Source organism: Bacillus timonensis (genome assembly GCF_004799755.1).
Classification (GTDB): Bacteria; Bacillota; Bacilli; order Bacillales; family Bacillaceae_L; genus Ferdinandcohnia; species Ferdinandcohnia timonensis_A.
The window spans coordinates 44099-58217 of record NZ_SLUB01000027.1 but is presented as its reverse complement, the minus strand read 5'-3'; the positions used below and the strand labels follow the sequence as shown (position 1 = coordinate 58217).

The window sequence follows — 14119 nt, the reverse complement described above, 5'->3', positions numbered from 1 at the left end:
AGATGTGTATAAGAGACAGATCTACATTATGGGGAAAAGAATCTATTTTCATGCCTGGGTTGAGAGCGAAAGATCATGATAGTTTTTATGGAATTAGAAGGAAATTACTCAATTTTGTTGAACTATTGAGTATTTATACTAGAGTGTGTTTGATCTTAGATTTTAAAAAAAGGGGTGGTTGAGGTGTATCAATATTTTAATGGTTTCATAATTAGGGAAGGTACAGAAGGTGTTCCTGCAGACAATGTCGAAGCTCTATTTAAAGACGCCGGATGGGTGAAAAATACTCCAAATTGGCAAAAAGAAAAATTTTCGCTGATATTTCAAAACTCAACATGGGCATTTACAGTCTGGAATCAGGAACTAATGATTGGTATGATTCGTGTCATCTCAGACAAGATAATGGCAGCTTCAATTATGGATTTAGTTGTTTTATCGGATTATCGTGGAAGGGGAATTGGTACGAAACTGGTAGACCTTTGTGTTCAAAAGCTTCCACATGGTGATTGGTTTGCTCACACTTCAGCTACTAATTTTAGTTTCTATCAAAAATGTGGATTCGAGGTTAAAGACCCTACTATGAATGGTACTTGTGTATTTTATGGATATAAACAAGCACGAATAGAGGGGCATAGGTGATAATGGTTTTAGTTTTTTTCAAAATACAATCAAAACAAAAGTGATATGGGTAAAATAATTAATAAATACATAAGGGGTGCAAAAAGATGACAAAAACGAATCAAAACATCGTTCCGCATTTATGGTATGACAAGGAGGCGAAAGAAGCAGCAGAGTTTTATACTTCCGTTTTTCCGAACTCGAGCATTACGAATGTAACCACACTCCACGATACCCCATCCGGCGATGCCGACTTAGTCTCATTTGAATTGTGGGGACAAAAGTTTATGGCAATTAGTGCAGGTCCATATTTTAAATTTAATCCATCCCTATCTTTCTTCGTGAATTTTGACCCTTCAAGAGAAAAAAATGCGAGTGACAAACTGAATGAGGTTTGGAACAAATTAGCCGAAGGTGGCACAGTACTTATGCCACTTGATAAATATCCATTTAGTGAGAGATACGGTTGGATTCAAGATAAGTATGGCTTGTCATGGCAGTTAATCCTTACAAATCCAGAAGGTGAAGAGCGGCCAACGATTATACCGTCATTCATGTTCACTGGAGATAAATGCGGTAAAACAGAGGAAGCCCTAAATTTTTATTTATCTGTATTTAAGAATTCAAAGCAGGGCAATTTGGTCCGTTACCCTAAGGGTATGGAACCCAACAAAGAAGGGACAATTATGTTTTCTGATTTTAGACTAGAAAATCATTGGTTTGTAGCAATGGATAGTGCCGAAGATCATGAATTCAATTTTAACGAGACCATTTCATTTATGGTATATTGCGACACACAAGAAGAGACTGATTTGTATTGGGATAAGTTGTCTGCTGTTCCTGAAGCGGAACAATGTGGATGGCTGAAAGATATGTATGGAGTGTCTTGGCAAATTGTGCCACGAGAAATGGATGAGATGATGAAAAATGGCACTCCAGAACAAATTGAACGTGTTAATAAGACCGTTCTAAAAATGAAAAAGTTTGATCTTGCCGAAATACAGAGACTAGGGATAATGCCAATACGGTCGAAGTTCAATTATTAGAAATCAAGGGGAATATCATATAAAATGATCATAATGAAACAACGAGGAGGGAAATCGATGGCAGATAACAAGCAAACTAAATCAACAACAGCTTCAACAGATGGCTATGGAGCGTTGAAAGAACTTAATGGTGGAAAAAAATTAAAAAGCTTGGACATTGACAGTTCCTCAGGATTTGTCTGCGATGTCAACACTGGGATCTGTGGACCGATAAAACCGAAGGAAGAAGATAAAAAATAGTCCTTTTACCGATTGGATGAAATAAATAGATAATGGGCGTAAGTTGCATATGCTTACGTTTTTTTATGGTTATTATAATTTTATTTGAAAGACTAAATTTAAAATTTGATGGTCTTTATAACTTTGAAAATACAATTTTCAACTATTAATAATTGGATTTATGGGAAAAAACTATTAATGAAAATAAGCGAATAAATGTTCGACTTTTTGCTTGGCAAATCGAACAAAACATTGTATAGTAATAGTAGTTTCACGAATAAAGGAGGAAAAATAGTGAGTGATCGTCAAGCGGCCTTAGAAATGGCACTGAAGCAGATAGAGAAACAGTTTGGTAAGGGCTCAATCATGAAGCTCGGAGAACAAACAGATCGTCGAATTTCCACTATATCTAGTGGTTCACTTGCAGTAGACGTAGCATTAGGTGTTGGAGGATATCCAAGAGGAAGAATTATTGAAATTTATGGTGAACTAGTTGCATAAAAAGCAACTATTGCCCGCTTATTGGGAAACTGATAAGAGGAAAGGGGCAAAATCGGAAGACATCTCACCTTAACGAGACAATTCCGAGGTAATTATGAGAAGTAAAGAACTCATAACACCGTAACGCGTAGGGGTTGAACCTTACAAGACATAGATAACATGTCTTGAAAGAATATAATACCTTAGGATGTTCAATTTCATCTTAACATTATCATACCGATAATGCCCAAGAGTGTCCCTTCCCTAACAGATAATGCTGAGGGAGAATATGTACGCTGAGCTGAGTTAGAAATGACTAACTGTAACCATTTGTTACCAGAGACAAATGGTGATGAGGGTGACCTCCAGAAGCAAGGATAAAAAGCCTTGTGTATAACAATCCTGCCCGAATCATCTGGTAAAACAACTGTAGCACTTCATGCAATTGCTGAAGTACAAAAGACTGGTGGACAAGCAGCGTTTATTGACGCGGAACATGCGCTTGATCCAGCATATGCACAAAAATTAGGTGTAAACATTGATGAACTATTATTATCTCAGCCTGACACTGGTGAACAAGCATTAGAAATTGCTGAAGCATTAGTGCGAAGTGGCGCAGTCGATATTTTAGTAGTTGACTCTGTTGCAGCACTTGTTCCAAAAGCAGAAATTGAAGGTGAAATGGGAGATTCCCATATGGGTCTACAAGCCCGCTTAATGTCACAAGCATTACGTAAGCTTTCAGGTGCAATCAATAAATCAAATACAATTGCAATTTTCATTAACCAGGTCCGTGAAAAAATTGGGGTAATGTTTGGTAAAATTGCTGCTTAATTTCCACAAAAACCTATTGTGTAGGTGAAGTTATGGGAATAGCTTGGTCAAAATTAGAGTTAAGTTATACAGTACTATATATTTGGGAACTGGATTTAAATAAAAATTATGATCAAGTTATAAAAAAAATTAAGCAGTTTGCCGTCCAATAGAGTAATTTATTGGAATATTAGAGCGGAATTAAGCGGGGAAACCTAAAAGCATTTTAACAATGTCATGGCAACCCGAACCGAAGGCTATCTGTAAAAGGATAGTCAGGGGCAACGCATAGATCCTGATCCTGTGTTATAACATAGACTATAATGGATCCACGAGGCCGCTCCACCCGAGCACTAATGTGTGGGTGAAAAGATATGCTGAGCTACAAAGGAAACTTGTAGAAGTGAGGATAAAAAGCCTTACGATAACACTCTGAACCCAGAAACAACTCCAGGCGGACGTGCGCTTAAATTCTATTCTTCTGTAAGACTAGAGGTTCGTCGTGCAGAACAATTAAAACAAGGCAATGAACTTGTTGGTAATAGAACAAAAGTGAAGGTTGTTAAGAATAAAGTAGCACCACCATTTAAAACAGCTGAAGTAGACATTATGTACGGAGAAGGAATTTCAATTGAGGGCGAAATCATTGATATCGGTTCGGAACTTGATATCGTCCAAAAGAGCGGTTCTTGGTATTCTTATAACGAAGAGCGCGTTGGTCAAGGGCGTGAAAATGCAAAACAATTCTTAAAAGAAAACCCTGATGTACGTGATGAAATTCTGCAACAAATTAGAAATCATTATGGTCTTGACGGTGTTAAAGCAGCACCTGCAGATGAAGAGCAAGAAGAATTCGATTTACAAGACTAATGAAGATGGAGACACAGCATTTGTGTCTCTTCTTCAATTTCTCCATCATCTCACTCAAATTTCGAACCCAAAAGAACCCCCCGCCTTAGCTTCATATCAGGCGAATATGGACAATTCTGCTACACAAAATTTCCATTTTCCTGCACCACTATTTTTGACAGCTCTTGACAATAAAAATTCACACATTTACAATTAAAATGTATATTTTACATTTTGTTAGAATTAAAACGTTAGAAGCAAAACTCGGTTTGAGCTTTTGCTATTCAGACCCGGAGTAGTTCAAGCTGCTTTCGGATCGTAACCTAAGACTCTGATTAGCTTAAAAAGGCTTTGCGCTGTATGTTATCTAACTTTATTCAGCACCGTATAATTCAAGCTTAATAAAGTTAAATGCTCCGGCGTATATATGCAATTTTTATCAGCAATTTTTTGAGTTAGCTCGAAAAACTGGGTGCAAATACGCAAGGTGCGTTTGATTAATGTACATGCCGACATTTTGATCTAGCAAGAAAAAGTTCATAGCAAGAGGAGGTGAAGAAGATGGATCCCATTTCTATAATCATCTCCGCTTTGTTTGGCCTTATCGTCGGTGCGATTGTTGGCTTTTATGTTCGTAAATCTATTGCCGAAACAAAAATTGCAGGAGCAAAAAGTGTTGCCGAACAAATTATTGAAGATGCCAATAGAGAAGCTGATTCAGTAAAGAAGGAAGCACTGTTAGAGGCAAAGGATGAAATTCACAAACTTCGCACAGAGGCAGAAAAAGAAATCCGTGATCGAAGAAACGAACTACAAAAACAAGAAAATCGTTTATTGCAAAAAGAAGAGAACCTTGATCGCAAGGATGAAACCTTAGATAAACGTGAATCCATGTTAGAAAAGAAAGAGGATTCTCTCGCTCAAAGACAACAGCATATTGAAGAGATGGAAAGCAAAGTGGAAGAGATGGTACACAAGCAACAAGTTGAACTTGAGCGCATTTCTAGCTTAACACGTGAAGAAGCAAAGCAAATCATCCTTGAACGTATTGAAAATGAACTTTCCCATGATATTGCGATGATGGTGAAAGAGGCAGAAAATCGTGCAAAGGAAGAATCTGATAAAAAGGCTAAAGAAATACTTTCGCTAGCTATTCAAAGATGTGCCGCTGATCATGTTGCAGAAACTACAGTGTCTGTAGTTAACTTGCCTAATGATGAGATGAAAGGACGTATTATTGGTAGAGAGGGACGAAACATCCGTACACTAGAAACATTAACGGGTATTGACCTCATTATTGATGATACACCTGAGGCTGTTATTTTATCTGGCTTTGACCCAATTCGCCGTGAAACAGCGAGAATCGCACTTGAAAAACTTGTCCAAGACGGACGTATTCATCCAGCACGAATTGAAGAGATGGTTGATAAATCAAGACGTGAGGTTGATGAATATATTCGTGAAGTGGGTGAACAAACAACCTTTGAGGTTGGTGTTCATGGACTCCATCCTGATTTAATTAAGATTTTAGGTCGCTTGAAGTATCGTACAAGCTATGGCCAAAACGTCTTAAAGCACTCAATGGAAGTATCATTCTTAGCAGGCTTAATGGCTGCTGAGTTAGGTGAAGACGAAACACTTGCTCGTCGTGCGGGGCTATTACATGATATCGGTAAAGCTATTGACCATGAAGTGGAAGGTAGCCACGTTGAAATCGGTGTAGAACTAGCCACGAAGTATAAAGAGCATCCAATTGTAATCAATAGTATTGCTTCCCACCATGGTGATACGGAACCAACATCTATCATTGCTGTCTTAGTTGCAGCAGCTGATGCTTTATCTGCCGCAAGACCTGGTGCAAGAAGTGAGACACTTGAAAACTATATACGTCGCCTTGAAAAGCTAGAGGAGATTTCAGAATCCTATGATGGTGTTGAAAAATCCTTTGCTATACAAGCTGGACGTGAAGTTCGAATTATCGTAAAACCTGATGCCATCGATGACTTAAATGCTCATCGCTTAGCCCGCGATATCCGTAAACGAATCGAAGAAGAGTTGGATTATCCGGGACATATCAAGGTAACCGTTATTCGTGAAACAAGAGCGGTTGAATACGCAAAATAAAGTGGTCTTTTTGACCACTTTATTTTTTTGCTCAAAATTTTTTTAGAAAATGTAAAACTGGCAAATACTCTAAAAAAATAGCCTTTGACATTGAGATTTTTCGCTTTTTGTGCTTCACTTGATATGAAAGGGGCTTTTACATGAAGATTTTATTTATTGGTGATGTTGTTGGCTCACCAGGAAGAGATATGATTCGTGAATATCTCCCGAAACTAAAAGCAAAATTCCATCCAACACTTACCATCGTGAATGGTGAAAATGCAGCATCCGGACGAGGAATTACCAAAAAAATATACAACCAATTTCTGGAAAGTGGTGCCCAAGCTATCACTCTGGGTAATCATACATGGGACAACAAAGACATTTTCGAGTTTATTGATACAGCTAAACATATGATTCGTCCAGCCAATTTCCCTGAAGGCACTCCTGGTCAAGGAATTATGTATAGTAAAGTGAACGGACAAGAAGTTGCTATTATTAATTTGCAAGGGCGGACATTTCTCCCGGCCATTGACGATCCTTTTAACATATGCGATGAATTAATTGAACAAGCCAAAAAGCGAACTTCCATCATTTTTGTTGACTTTCATGCAGAAGCTACTAGTGAGAAAATTGCAATGGGCTGGTATCTTGATGGACGTGTAACTGCTGTGGTTGGAACACATACACATGTGCAAACAGCGGACAATCGTGTTTTACCAAAAGGCACTGCATTTATCACTGATGTTGGTATGACAGGGCCATACGATGGTATTTTAGGTATGGATAAAGAGGCTGTTATTCATAAATTTAAAACGGCTTTACCTACACGCTTTGAAGTCGTTCAAGGAAGAACCCAATTAAATGGAGTTCTCGTAGACGTAGACCAAAAGAGTGGAAAGGCAAAAGGGATTCAACGAATTCTCATTAATGACGATCATCCATTTTTTGACTGAATTATTTAACCAAGATATTCATTTTGAAATCTTGGTTTTTTTGTGTTGAACAAGTTTTTGAATTTTTAGAAAAAACTTAGAAACAAGCAGGAATACTGGTAGTTTCTAGTGAATATAGTAGTTATGGGATCATTATTCATTGTTCAACAGGGCTTGGTAATCCCTGATTGAATAAAGATAGCCTCTGGTAAGTCTTGCGATCATGTTAGACTCAGTGAAAAAAGTAATAGATCGTAAAAATTATCAGTCAGTATTGGTTTGTATGGTTCTACCGATCACTCAGGGAAACATTGTAAAGAACAAGGAGGAAAGTAGAAATGGAAATATTAAAAGTTTCAGCAAAATCTAATCCTAACTCTGTAGCTGGAGCTCTTGCAGGTGTATTGCGTGAAAGAGGAGCTGCAGAAATCCAGGCGATTGGTGCAGGTGCATTAAATCAGGCAGTGAAAGCAGTAGCGATAGCTAGAGGATTTGTAGCACCGAGTGGAGTGGACCTAATTTGTATTCCGGCATTTACAGATATTCTAATTGATGGTGAAGAAAGAACGGCTATAAAATTAATCGTTGAACCAAGATAATCGTATGTCCATTTTTATAAAGTGGTCAAGTGATGGATAGTTGCCTGTTTGTCCTAAAAGACAAACAGGTATTTTTGTGTAAAATAGAAAGAAAAGGGAGTTGATTAATTTGAAAATATTTGATGCGCATTCTGATGTTTTATATAAAATGTGGATGGATCCTACCATTGATTTTGCTGATTCGCCGAAATTACATATTACATATAACCAATTAAAAGCAACAGGCAGCAAGGTGCAATGCTTTGCCATCTACATTCCTGAAGAAGTAAGGCCGGAAAGTCGGTTTGAAACAGCGTTAGAAATGGTAGAAATTTTTTATAAGAGAGTTATTGCCCCTTCCCCGTTATTAAAAGCGGTACGAACAAAAGAGGACATATTGGCCTTGAAAGAGAATGAGATAGGCGCTTTCTTAACGTTAGAAGGATGTGACGCCATTGATCAAAGTATTGTAAAACTTCAAACGCTAATAAGGCTTGGCGTGTCATCTGTTGGGTTAACGTGGAATTACGCTAACTTTGTTGCGGATGGCATTGGAGAACCTCGTGGAGGGGGGCTATCGAGCTTTGGGAAAGAGGTTGTGCAGGAGCACAATAAGGCATTAATTTGGACAGATGTATCTCATTTATCAATCAAAGGATTTTGGGATGTCATGGAAGTAGCGGATTATCCAATTGCCTCTCATTCAAATGCAATCGCAGTTTGTAATCACCGACGCAATCTTCAGGATGATCAAATACGCGCACTTATACAAAAGAACGGCATGATTGGAATCACGTTTGTCCCGCAATTTTTAAGCAATCAGGGCCATGCATCTATAGATGATGTAGTAAAGCATCTTGACTATATTTGTTCATTAGGCGGAGAAAACCATGTAGGATTTGGATCTGATTTTGATGGTATAACAGAAACAACCTTTGGACTTGAATCTTTCATAGGGTACGATGTTCTTGTAAATAACTTGTTAAAACATTACACAGAGACCCAGGTGGAAAAATTCTTATATCATAATTTTATAGAGCATTTACCGTGTGAAATTAACCCATGTTCAAACTGAATAAAATGAAATTAATTGAAAAATAACAAAATATACATTTTTCTTCATAATTTGCTTACTAAGGGTTGCTTTTTTTCGTTGATAGGTCTAGAATGAAAGCGTTTAGTACATATCCAACAGTATAATATTAGACAGTTTTTTTCAATTCATTTTTGGTGATTTACTCCCAATTTTGTAGTTGGAAAAGACCCTGTTTCGATAAACTAGAATTCACATAAAAAATCAACTACATCAGAGTTGGAAAGTGCTATACACTTAAACCTAAAAAAAGTCTTATATAGAACGTATTCCAAAGGGGTGTAAGTCATGATCAATCAACTTTCGTGGAAAGTTGGCGGACAACAAGGGGAAGGAATCGAGAGTACAGGGGAAATCTTTTCCATTGCTTTAAATCGTTTAGGCTACTATTTATACGGTTATCGCCACTTTTCATCACGTATTAAAGGTGGTCATACGAATAACAAAATTCGCGTAAGTACAACTCAAGTTCGTTCAATTTCAGACGATCTTGATATTTTAGTAGCCTTTGACCAGGAAACAATTGATTTTAATTTTCACGAATTACGAGACGGGGGAGTTGTGTTGGCAGATGCAAAATTCGGACCAACCATTCCTGAAAACACCAATGTTCATTTGTATTCTGTTCCATTTACTCAAATCGCAACTGAACTTGGAACGTCCCTTATGAAAAACATGGTTGCCATTGGTGCAACTAGTTCATTATTGGACCTCGATTTAAATGTATATTTAAATGTGGTAGAAGAAATCTTTGGTCGAAAAGGTCAGCAGGTTGTGGAAAAGAATATGGAAGCAATCAAAGCAGGTGCTGAATTCCTAGAGAATCAGCTCAGCGAAGACGTAAAGATGAAGTTAGAAAAAGCTGACGGAAAGCAACGCATGTTCATGATTGGTAATGACGCAATTGCTTTGGGTGCTCTAGCGGGTGGGGCAAGATTTATGCCTGCATACCCAATTACCCCAGCTTCTGAAATCATGGAATACTTAATTAGTAAACTGCCTGAATTTGGCGGAACAGTGATCCAAACTGAGGACGAAATTGCTGCTTGTACAATGGCAATTGGCTCTAACTATGCCGGAGTTCGTGCATTTACTGCTTCTGCTGGACCAGGTTTATCATTAATGATGGAATCAATCGGATTATCAGGTATTACTGAAACACCACTTGTTATTATTGATACACAACGTGGTGGTCCTAGTACGGGTTTGCCAACAAAACAAGAACAATCTGATTTAATGGCAATGATTTACGGTACGCACGGAGAAATTCCTAAGATCGTAATGGCTCCTAGTACTGTACAGGAAGCGTTTTATGACATCATCGAAGCATTTAACCTAGCTGAGGAATATCAATGTCCGGTTATCTTTCTAACAGACTTACAACTTTCGCTTGGTAAGCAAACTGTTGAACCACTTGATTATTCACAGATTGAAATCAGACGTGGAAATCTACTTCTTGATGATGAATTACCAGAATTAGAGAATAAGGAATATTTTAAGCGATATGAAGTGACAGAAAGTGGAGTATCACCACGTGTAGTACCAGGTGTAAAAAATGGAATCCACCATGTAACGGGTGTTGAACATAATGAACAAGGTAAACCATCCGAGGTTGCAAGCAACCGTAAGGATCAAATGGAAAAGCGCCTTAGAAAAATTAAAAACATTCAATTTAAGACTCCTGTTTATAAAAATGTGAAACATGAAGAGGCGGATCTTTTAGTTGTAGGTTTTAACTCAACTCGCGGTGCGATTGAAGAAGCAATGACACGCCTTGAGAATGATGGTATTAAAGTAAACCATGCACAGGTTCGATTAATTCATCCATTCCCAACTGACGACATTTTACCTTTAGTTCAATCAGCTAAAAAAGTATTAGTGGTTGAGAATAACGCTACAGGTCAGCTCGCAAACATTATGAAGATGAATGTAGGACATGCGGACAAGATTACTAATTTCTTAAAGTATGATGGTAATCCGTTCCTACCTCATGAAGTTCACACAAAATGTAAGGAGTTGTTCGAATATGGCAACATTTAAAGACTTTCGTAATAATGTAAAACCTAACTGGTGTCCAGGATGTGGCGACTTCTCCGTACAAGCAGCAATTCAGCGTGCGGCTGCAAATGTTGGACTTGAGCCTGAACAGTTAGCAGTTATCTCGGGGATTGGGTGTTCAGGACGTATTTCAGGATATATCAATGCCTATGGATTGCACGGTATTCATGGACGTTCTCTACCAATTGCTCAAGGGGTAAAAATGGCTAACCGTGATTTAACCGTTATTGCTTCAGGTGGAGATGGAGATGGTTATGCAATTGGAATGAGTCACACAATTCATGCGATTCGTCGTAATATCGATATCACATACATTGTTATGGATAATCAAATTTATGGTTTAACTAAAGGCCAAACGTCACCAAGAAGTGAAATGGGCTTTAAAACAAAAAGTACGCCACAAGGCTCAATTGAGTCTGCACTTTCTGTTATGGAAATGGCTTTAACTGCAGGGGCAACTTTTGTTGCGCAAAGCTTCTCGACGGACCTTAAAGATTTGACAGCACTAATTGAGGCTGGCATTAAGCATAAAGGGTTCTCATTAATTAACGTATTTAGCCCATGTGTTACTTATAACAAAGTGAACACATATGATTGGTTTAAAGAAAACCTAACAAAACTAGCGGATGTAGAAGGATATGATCCATCTGATCGTTCTATGGCTATGCAGACTTTAATGAAGCATAATAGTCTCGTAACAGGGCTTATCTATCAGAATACAGAAAAGCCTTCCTATCAAGAACTTGTACATGGATATAATGAAACTCCACTTGTGCATGCAGATTTGAATCTGAATGAAGAAAAATTCAATAAGCTTGTTGCAGAATTTATGTAATATAACGATAACCCTACTAAGGATTCTTGTCTTAGTAGGGTTTTTGTTTTAACCTTTACTCCCTGTTTTTTGAATGATAAAATAGGCATGTATGTCTTGGCTGTTAAAAATGTACAAATTTCTACATTTTCTATGGTTTTATTGTATTAAAACTTGTTAAACCTTATACTAGTTAAATGTGTAGGTTTGTAGTGTTAAAGAATTTAAAAACTTTACATCAGATCGTTTTTGTAAAAAGGAAGGAGATACCACATGAACGAAAACCAACGTCTTGAAAGTACTCAAGTAAAACCTGCGGACAAAAAATCCGAAAAGGATTACAGTAAGTATTTTCAATCTGTTTATCAACCACCTTCATTAAAAGATGCGAAAAAACGTGGTAAAGAACAAGTTAATTACTTAAAAGAGTTTTCAATCCCTGAGGATATGAAAAATGCAGGAAAAGGAAAACGCTTTTTAATTCGTACGTATGGCTGCCAAATGAATGAGCATGATACGGAAGTAATGGCCGGTATTTTTATGGAAATGGGCTATGAGCCAACTGAAAATACCGAAGACGCAGACATTATTTTACTTAATACTTGTGCGATTCGCGAAAACGCAGAAAATAAAGTATTTGGTGAAATCGGACACCTTAAACCATTAAAACTTGAAAATCCAAATCTTTTAATCGGTGTTTGTGGATGTATGTCCCAAGAAGAATCAGTGGTTAATAAAATTCTTGAAAAACATCAATTTATTGATATGATTTTTGGTACTCATAATATTCACCGCCTTCCTCATATTGTTAAAGAAGCTATGTTTAGTAAAGAGATGGTCGTTGAAGTATGGTCTAAGGAAGGTGACATTATTGAAAACCTTCCAAAAGTGCGTAAAGGAAATATCAAGGGTTGGGTCAACATTATGTATGGTTGTGACAAATTCTGTACTTACTGTATCGTGCCTTATACACGCGGTAAGGAACGGAGCCGTCGCCCAGAGGATATTATTGAAGAGGTTAGACATTTAGCAAGACAAGGATATAAAGAAATTACCTTACTTGGTCAAAACGTAAATGCTTATGGTAAGGATTTCACAGATATCAAATATGGTTTAGGTGACTTAATGGACGAGCTGCGCAAGATTGATATCCCGCGGATTCGTTTCACAACAAGTCATCCACGTGATTTTGATGATCATTTAATTGAAGTACTTGCTAAAGGTGGAAACCTGATGGAGCACATCCACCTACCAGTACAATCCGGAAGCTCTCAAGTATTAAAACTAATGTCTCGTAAATATACGAGAGAATCATATTTAGAGTTAGTTCGTAAAATGAAGGAACAAATTCCGAATGCTTCCTTTACGACGGATATCATAGTTGGTTTCCCTAATGAAACGGATGAACAATTTGAAGAAACTCTTTCTTTATACAGAGAAGTAGAATTTGATTCTGCTTATACCTTCATTTATTCACCACGTGAGGGAACACCAGCAGCAAAAATGGAAGATAACATTTCAATGGAAGTGAAGAAGGAAAGACTTCAGCGTCTTAATGCACTTGTAAATGAAATTTCAGCAAAGAAAAATCTTGCATATCAAGATCAAATTGTTGAAGTTCTTGTGGAAGGTGAGAGTAAAAACAATCCAGATGTTTTAGCTGGATACACAAGTAAGAATAAGCTGGTCAACTTCAAAGGTCCAAAATCAGCAATTGGTAAAATTGTAAAAGTGAAAATTACACAAGCAAAAACTTGGTCATTAGATGGGGAAATGATCGAAGAAGCGGTAGAGGTGAACTAAGATGGCACAATACACAAAAGAGCAAATCGTTGAGCGTGCAACTGAGCTTGCAAAAATGATTGCAGAAACAGAAGAAGTTGATTTTTTTAAACGTGCAGAAGCGCAAATCAATGAGAACAAAAAGGTTCAAGAGATTATAGATACAATTAAAAGCTTACAAAAACAAGCAGTGAATTTCCAGCACTATGGTAAGTCTGAAGCATTAAAGCAAGTTGAAGCAAAAATTGATAATCTGCAAGCAGAACTTGACAGCATTCCAGTTGTAGAAGAATTCAAAAACTCACAACTTGAAGTGAATGATCTTCTACAGCTTGTAGCTCATACGATTTCTAACAATGTAACAAATGAAATCATTACGTCTACTGGTGGAGACTTATTAGCAGGTGAAACTGGTTCAAAACTGAATAACAAAAGTGGCTGTGGCTGCCACTAAAGGTTAGAGGCAAAAGCGTTAAGCTTTTGCCTTATTTTTTTGCATGGTCATCGGCAAGATTATATTTTTGCTTGTACTGCTTTTAAAAAAAGGTACATAAATGGGCGAACGCGCATACAATGAACTATACAGTAATCGTAAGGTTGATGTATAAAGAGAAGGACATTGCGTTTTTTTAGTACTTATTTTGAATGGTTAATTAACTTTTTTTCAGGTACTTACAAGTAAGATTTCGAGGTACTGCAAAAAGTTTTGAAAAAGAAATCAGTCTTTATCA

At 37.3% G+C, this 14119-nt stretch carries 13 protein-coding genes and 2 pseudogenes; all 15 read left to right on the top strand.

Going from position 1 to position 14119, the window contains the following annotated elements; translation table 11 throughout:
- Positions 1-182: hypothetical protein (locus tag E1I69_RS24810; protein WP_207308555.1), on the top strand; the 182-nt coding region annotated here is incomplete at its 5' end.
- Position 183: 1 nt separating this feature from the next.
- Complete coding sequence (locus E1I69_RS14735) at positions 184-639, top strand: GNAT family N-acetyltransferase (RefSeq protein WP_136380335.1); 456 nt, start codon at positions 184-186, stop codon at positions 637-639.
- Between the two features lie 86 nt (positions 640-725).
- Positions 726-1664 (top strand): VOC family protein, encoded by a 939-nt coding sequence (locus E1I69_RS14730; RefSeq protein WP_136380334.1) that lies wholly within the window; start codon positions 726-728, stop codon positions 1662-1664.
- 57 nt (positions 1665-1721) lie between these two features.
- Positions 1722-1904, top strand: a complete 183-nt coding sequence (locus E1I69_RS14725; protein WP_136380333.1) for a hypothetical protein — start codon at positions 1722-1724, stop codon at positions 1902-1904.
- A gap of 273 nt (positions 1905-2177) precedes the next feature.
- A complete protein-coding gene (locus tag E1I69_RS14720; RefSeq protein ID WP_431731886.1) occupies positions 2178-2384 on the top strand; it encodes a hypothetical protein in 207 nt (68 codons plus the stop codon).
- Between the two features lie 384 nt (positions 2385-2768).
- Positions 2769-3182, top strand: a pseudogene (locus E1I69_RS14715) (recombinase RecA); the annotation flags it as partial.
- A gap of 429 nt (positions 3183-3611) precedes the next feature.
- Positions 3612-4046: pseudogene (locus E1I69_RS14710) on the top strand (recombinase RecA); the annotation flags it as partial.
- Between the two features lie 540 nt (positions 4047-4586).
- Positions 4587-6149, top strand: a complete 1563-nt coding sequence (gene rny, locus E1I69_RS14705; RefSeq protein WP_136380332.1) for a ribonuclease Y — start codon at positions 4587-4589, stop codon at positions 6147-6149.
- 140 nt (positions 6150-6289) lie between these two features.
- Positions 6290-7084, top strand: coding sequence for a TIGR00282 family metallophosphoesterase (locus E1I69_RS14700; protein ID WP_136380331.1), 795 nt, complete (start codon positions 6290-6292; stop codon positions 7082-7084).
- A 317-nt stretch (positions 7085-7401) separates the two neighbouring features.
- Complete coding sequence (gene spoVS, locus E1I69_RS14695; RefSeq protein ID WP_003211281.1) at positions 7402-7662, top strand: stage V sporulation protein SpoVS; 261 nt, start codon at positions 7402-7404, stop codon at positions 7660-7662.
- Between the two features lie 109 nt (positions 7663-7771).
- Positions 7772-8716 (top strand): dipeptidase, encoded by a 945-nt coding sequence (locus E1I69_RS14690; RefSeq protein ID WP_136380330.1) that lies wholly within the window; start codon positions 7772-7774, stop codon positions 8714-8716.
- A gap of 306 nt (positions 8717-9022) precedes the next feature.
- The gene (locus tag E1I69_RS14685; RefSeq protein WP_136380329.1) at positions 9023-10774 is read left to right on the top strand and encodes a 2-oxoacid:acceptor oxidoreductase subunit alpha; all 1752 of its coding nucleotides are present in this window, start codon (positions 9023-9025) and stop codon (positions 10772-10774) included.
- Positions 10761-11627: a 2-oxoacid:ferredoxin oxidoreductase subunit beta gene (locus E1I69_RS14680; protein WP_136380328.1), complete on the top strand. Its 867-nt coding sequence runs from the start codon at positions 10761-10763 to the stop codon at positions 11625-11627. Before E1I69_RS14685 ends, E1I69_RS14680 begins: the two co-directional genes overlap by 14 nt.
- Before the next feature lie 252 nt (positions 11628-11879).
- Positions 11880-13409 (top strand): tRNA (N6-isopentenyl adenosine(37)-C2)-methylthiotransferase MiaB, encoded by a 1530-nt coding sequence (gene miaB, locus E1I69_RS14675; RefSeq protein ID WP_136380327.1) that lies wholly within the window; start codon positions 11880-11882, stop codon positions 13407-13409.
- A gap of 1 nt (position 13410) precedes the next feature.
- On the top strand, positions 13411-13842 hold the full coding sequence (locus tag E1I69_RS14670; protein WP_136380326.1) for a RicAFT regulatory complex protein RicA family protein: 432 nt from the start codon (positions 13411-13413) through the stop codon (positions 13840-13842).
- The last annotated feature ends 277 nt before the right edge of the window (positions 13843-14119 follow it).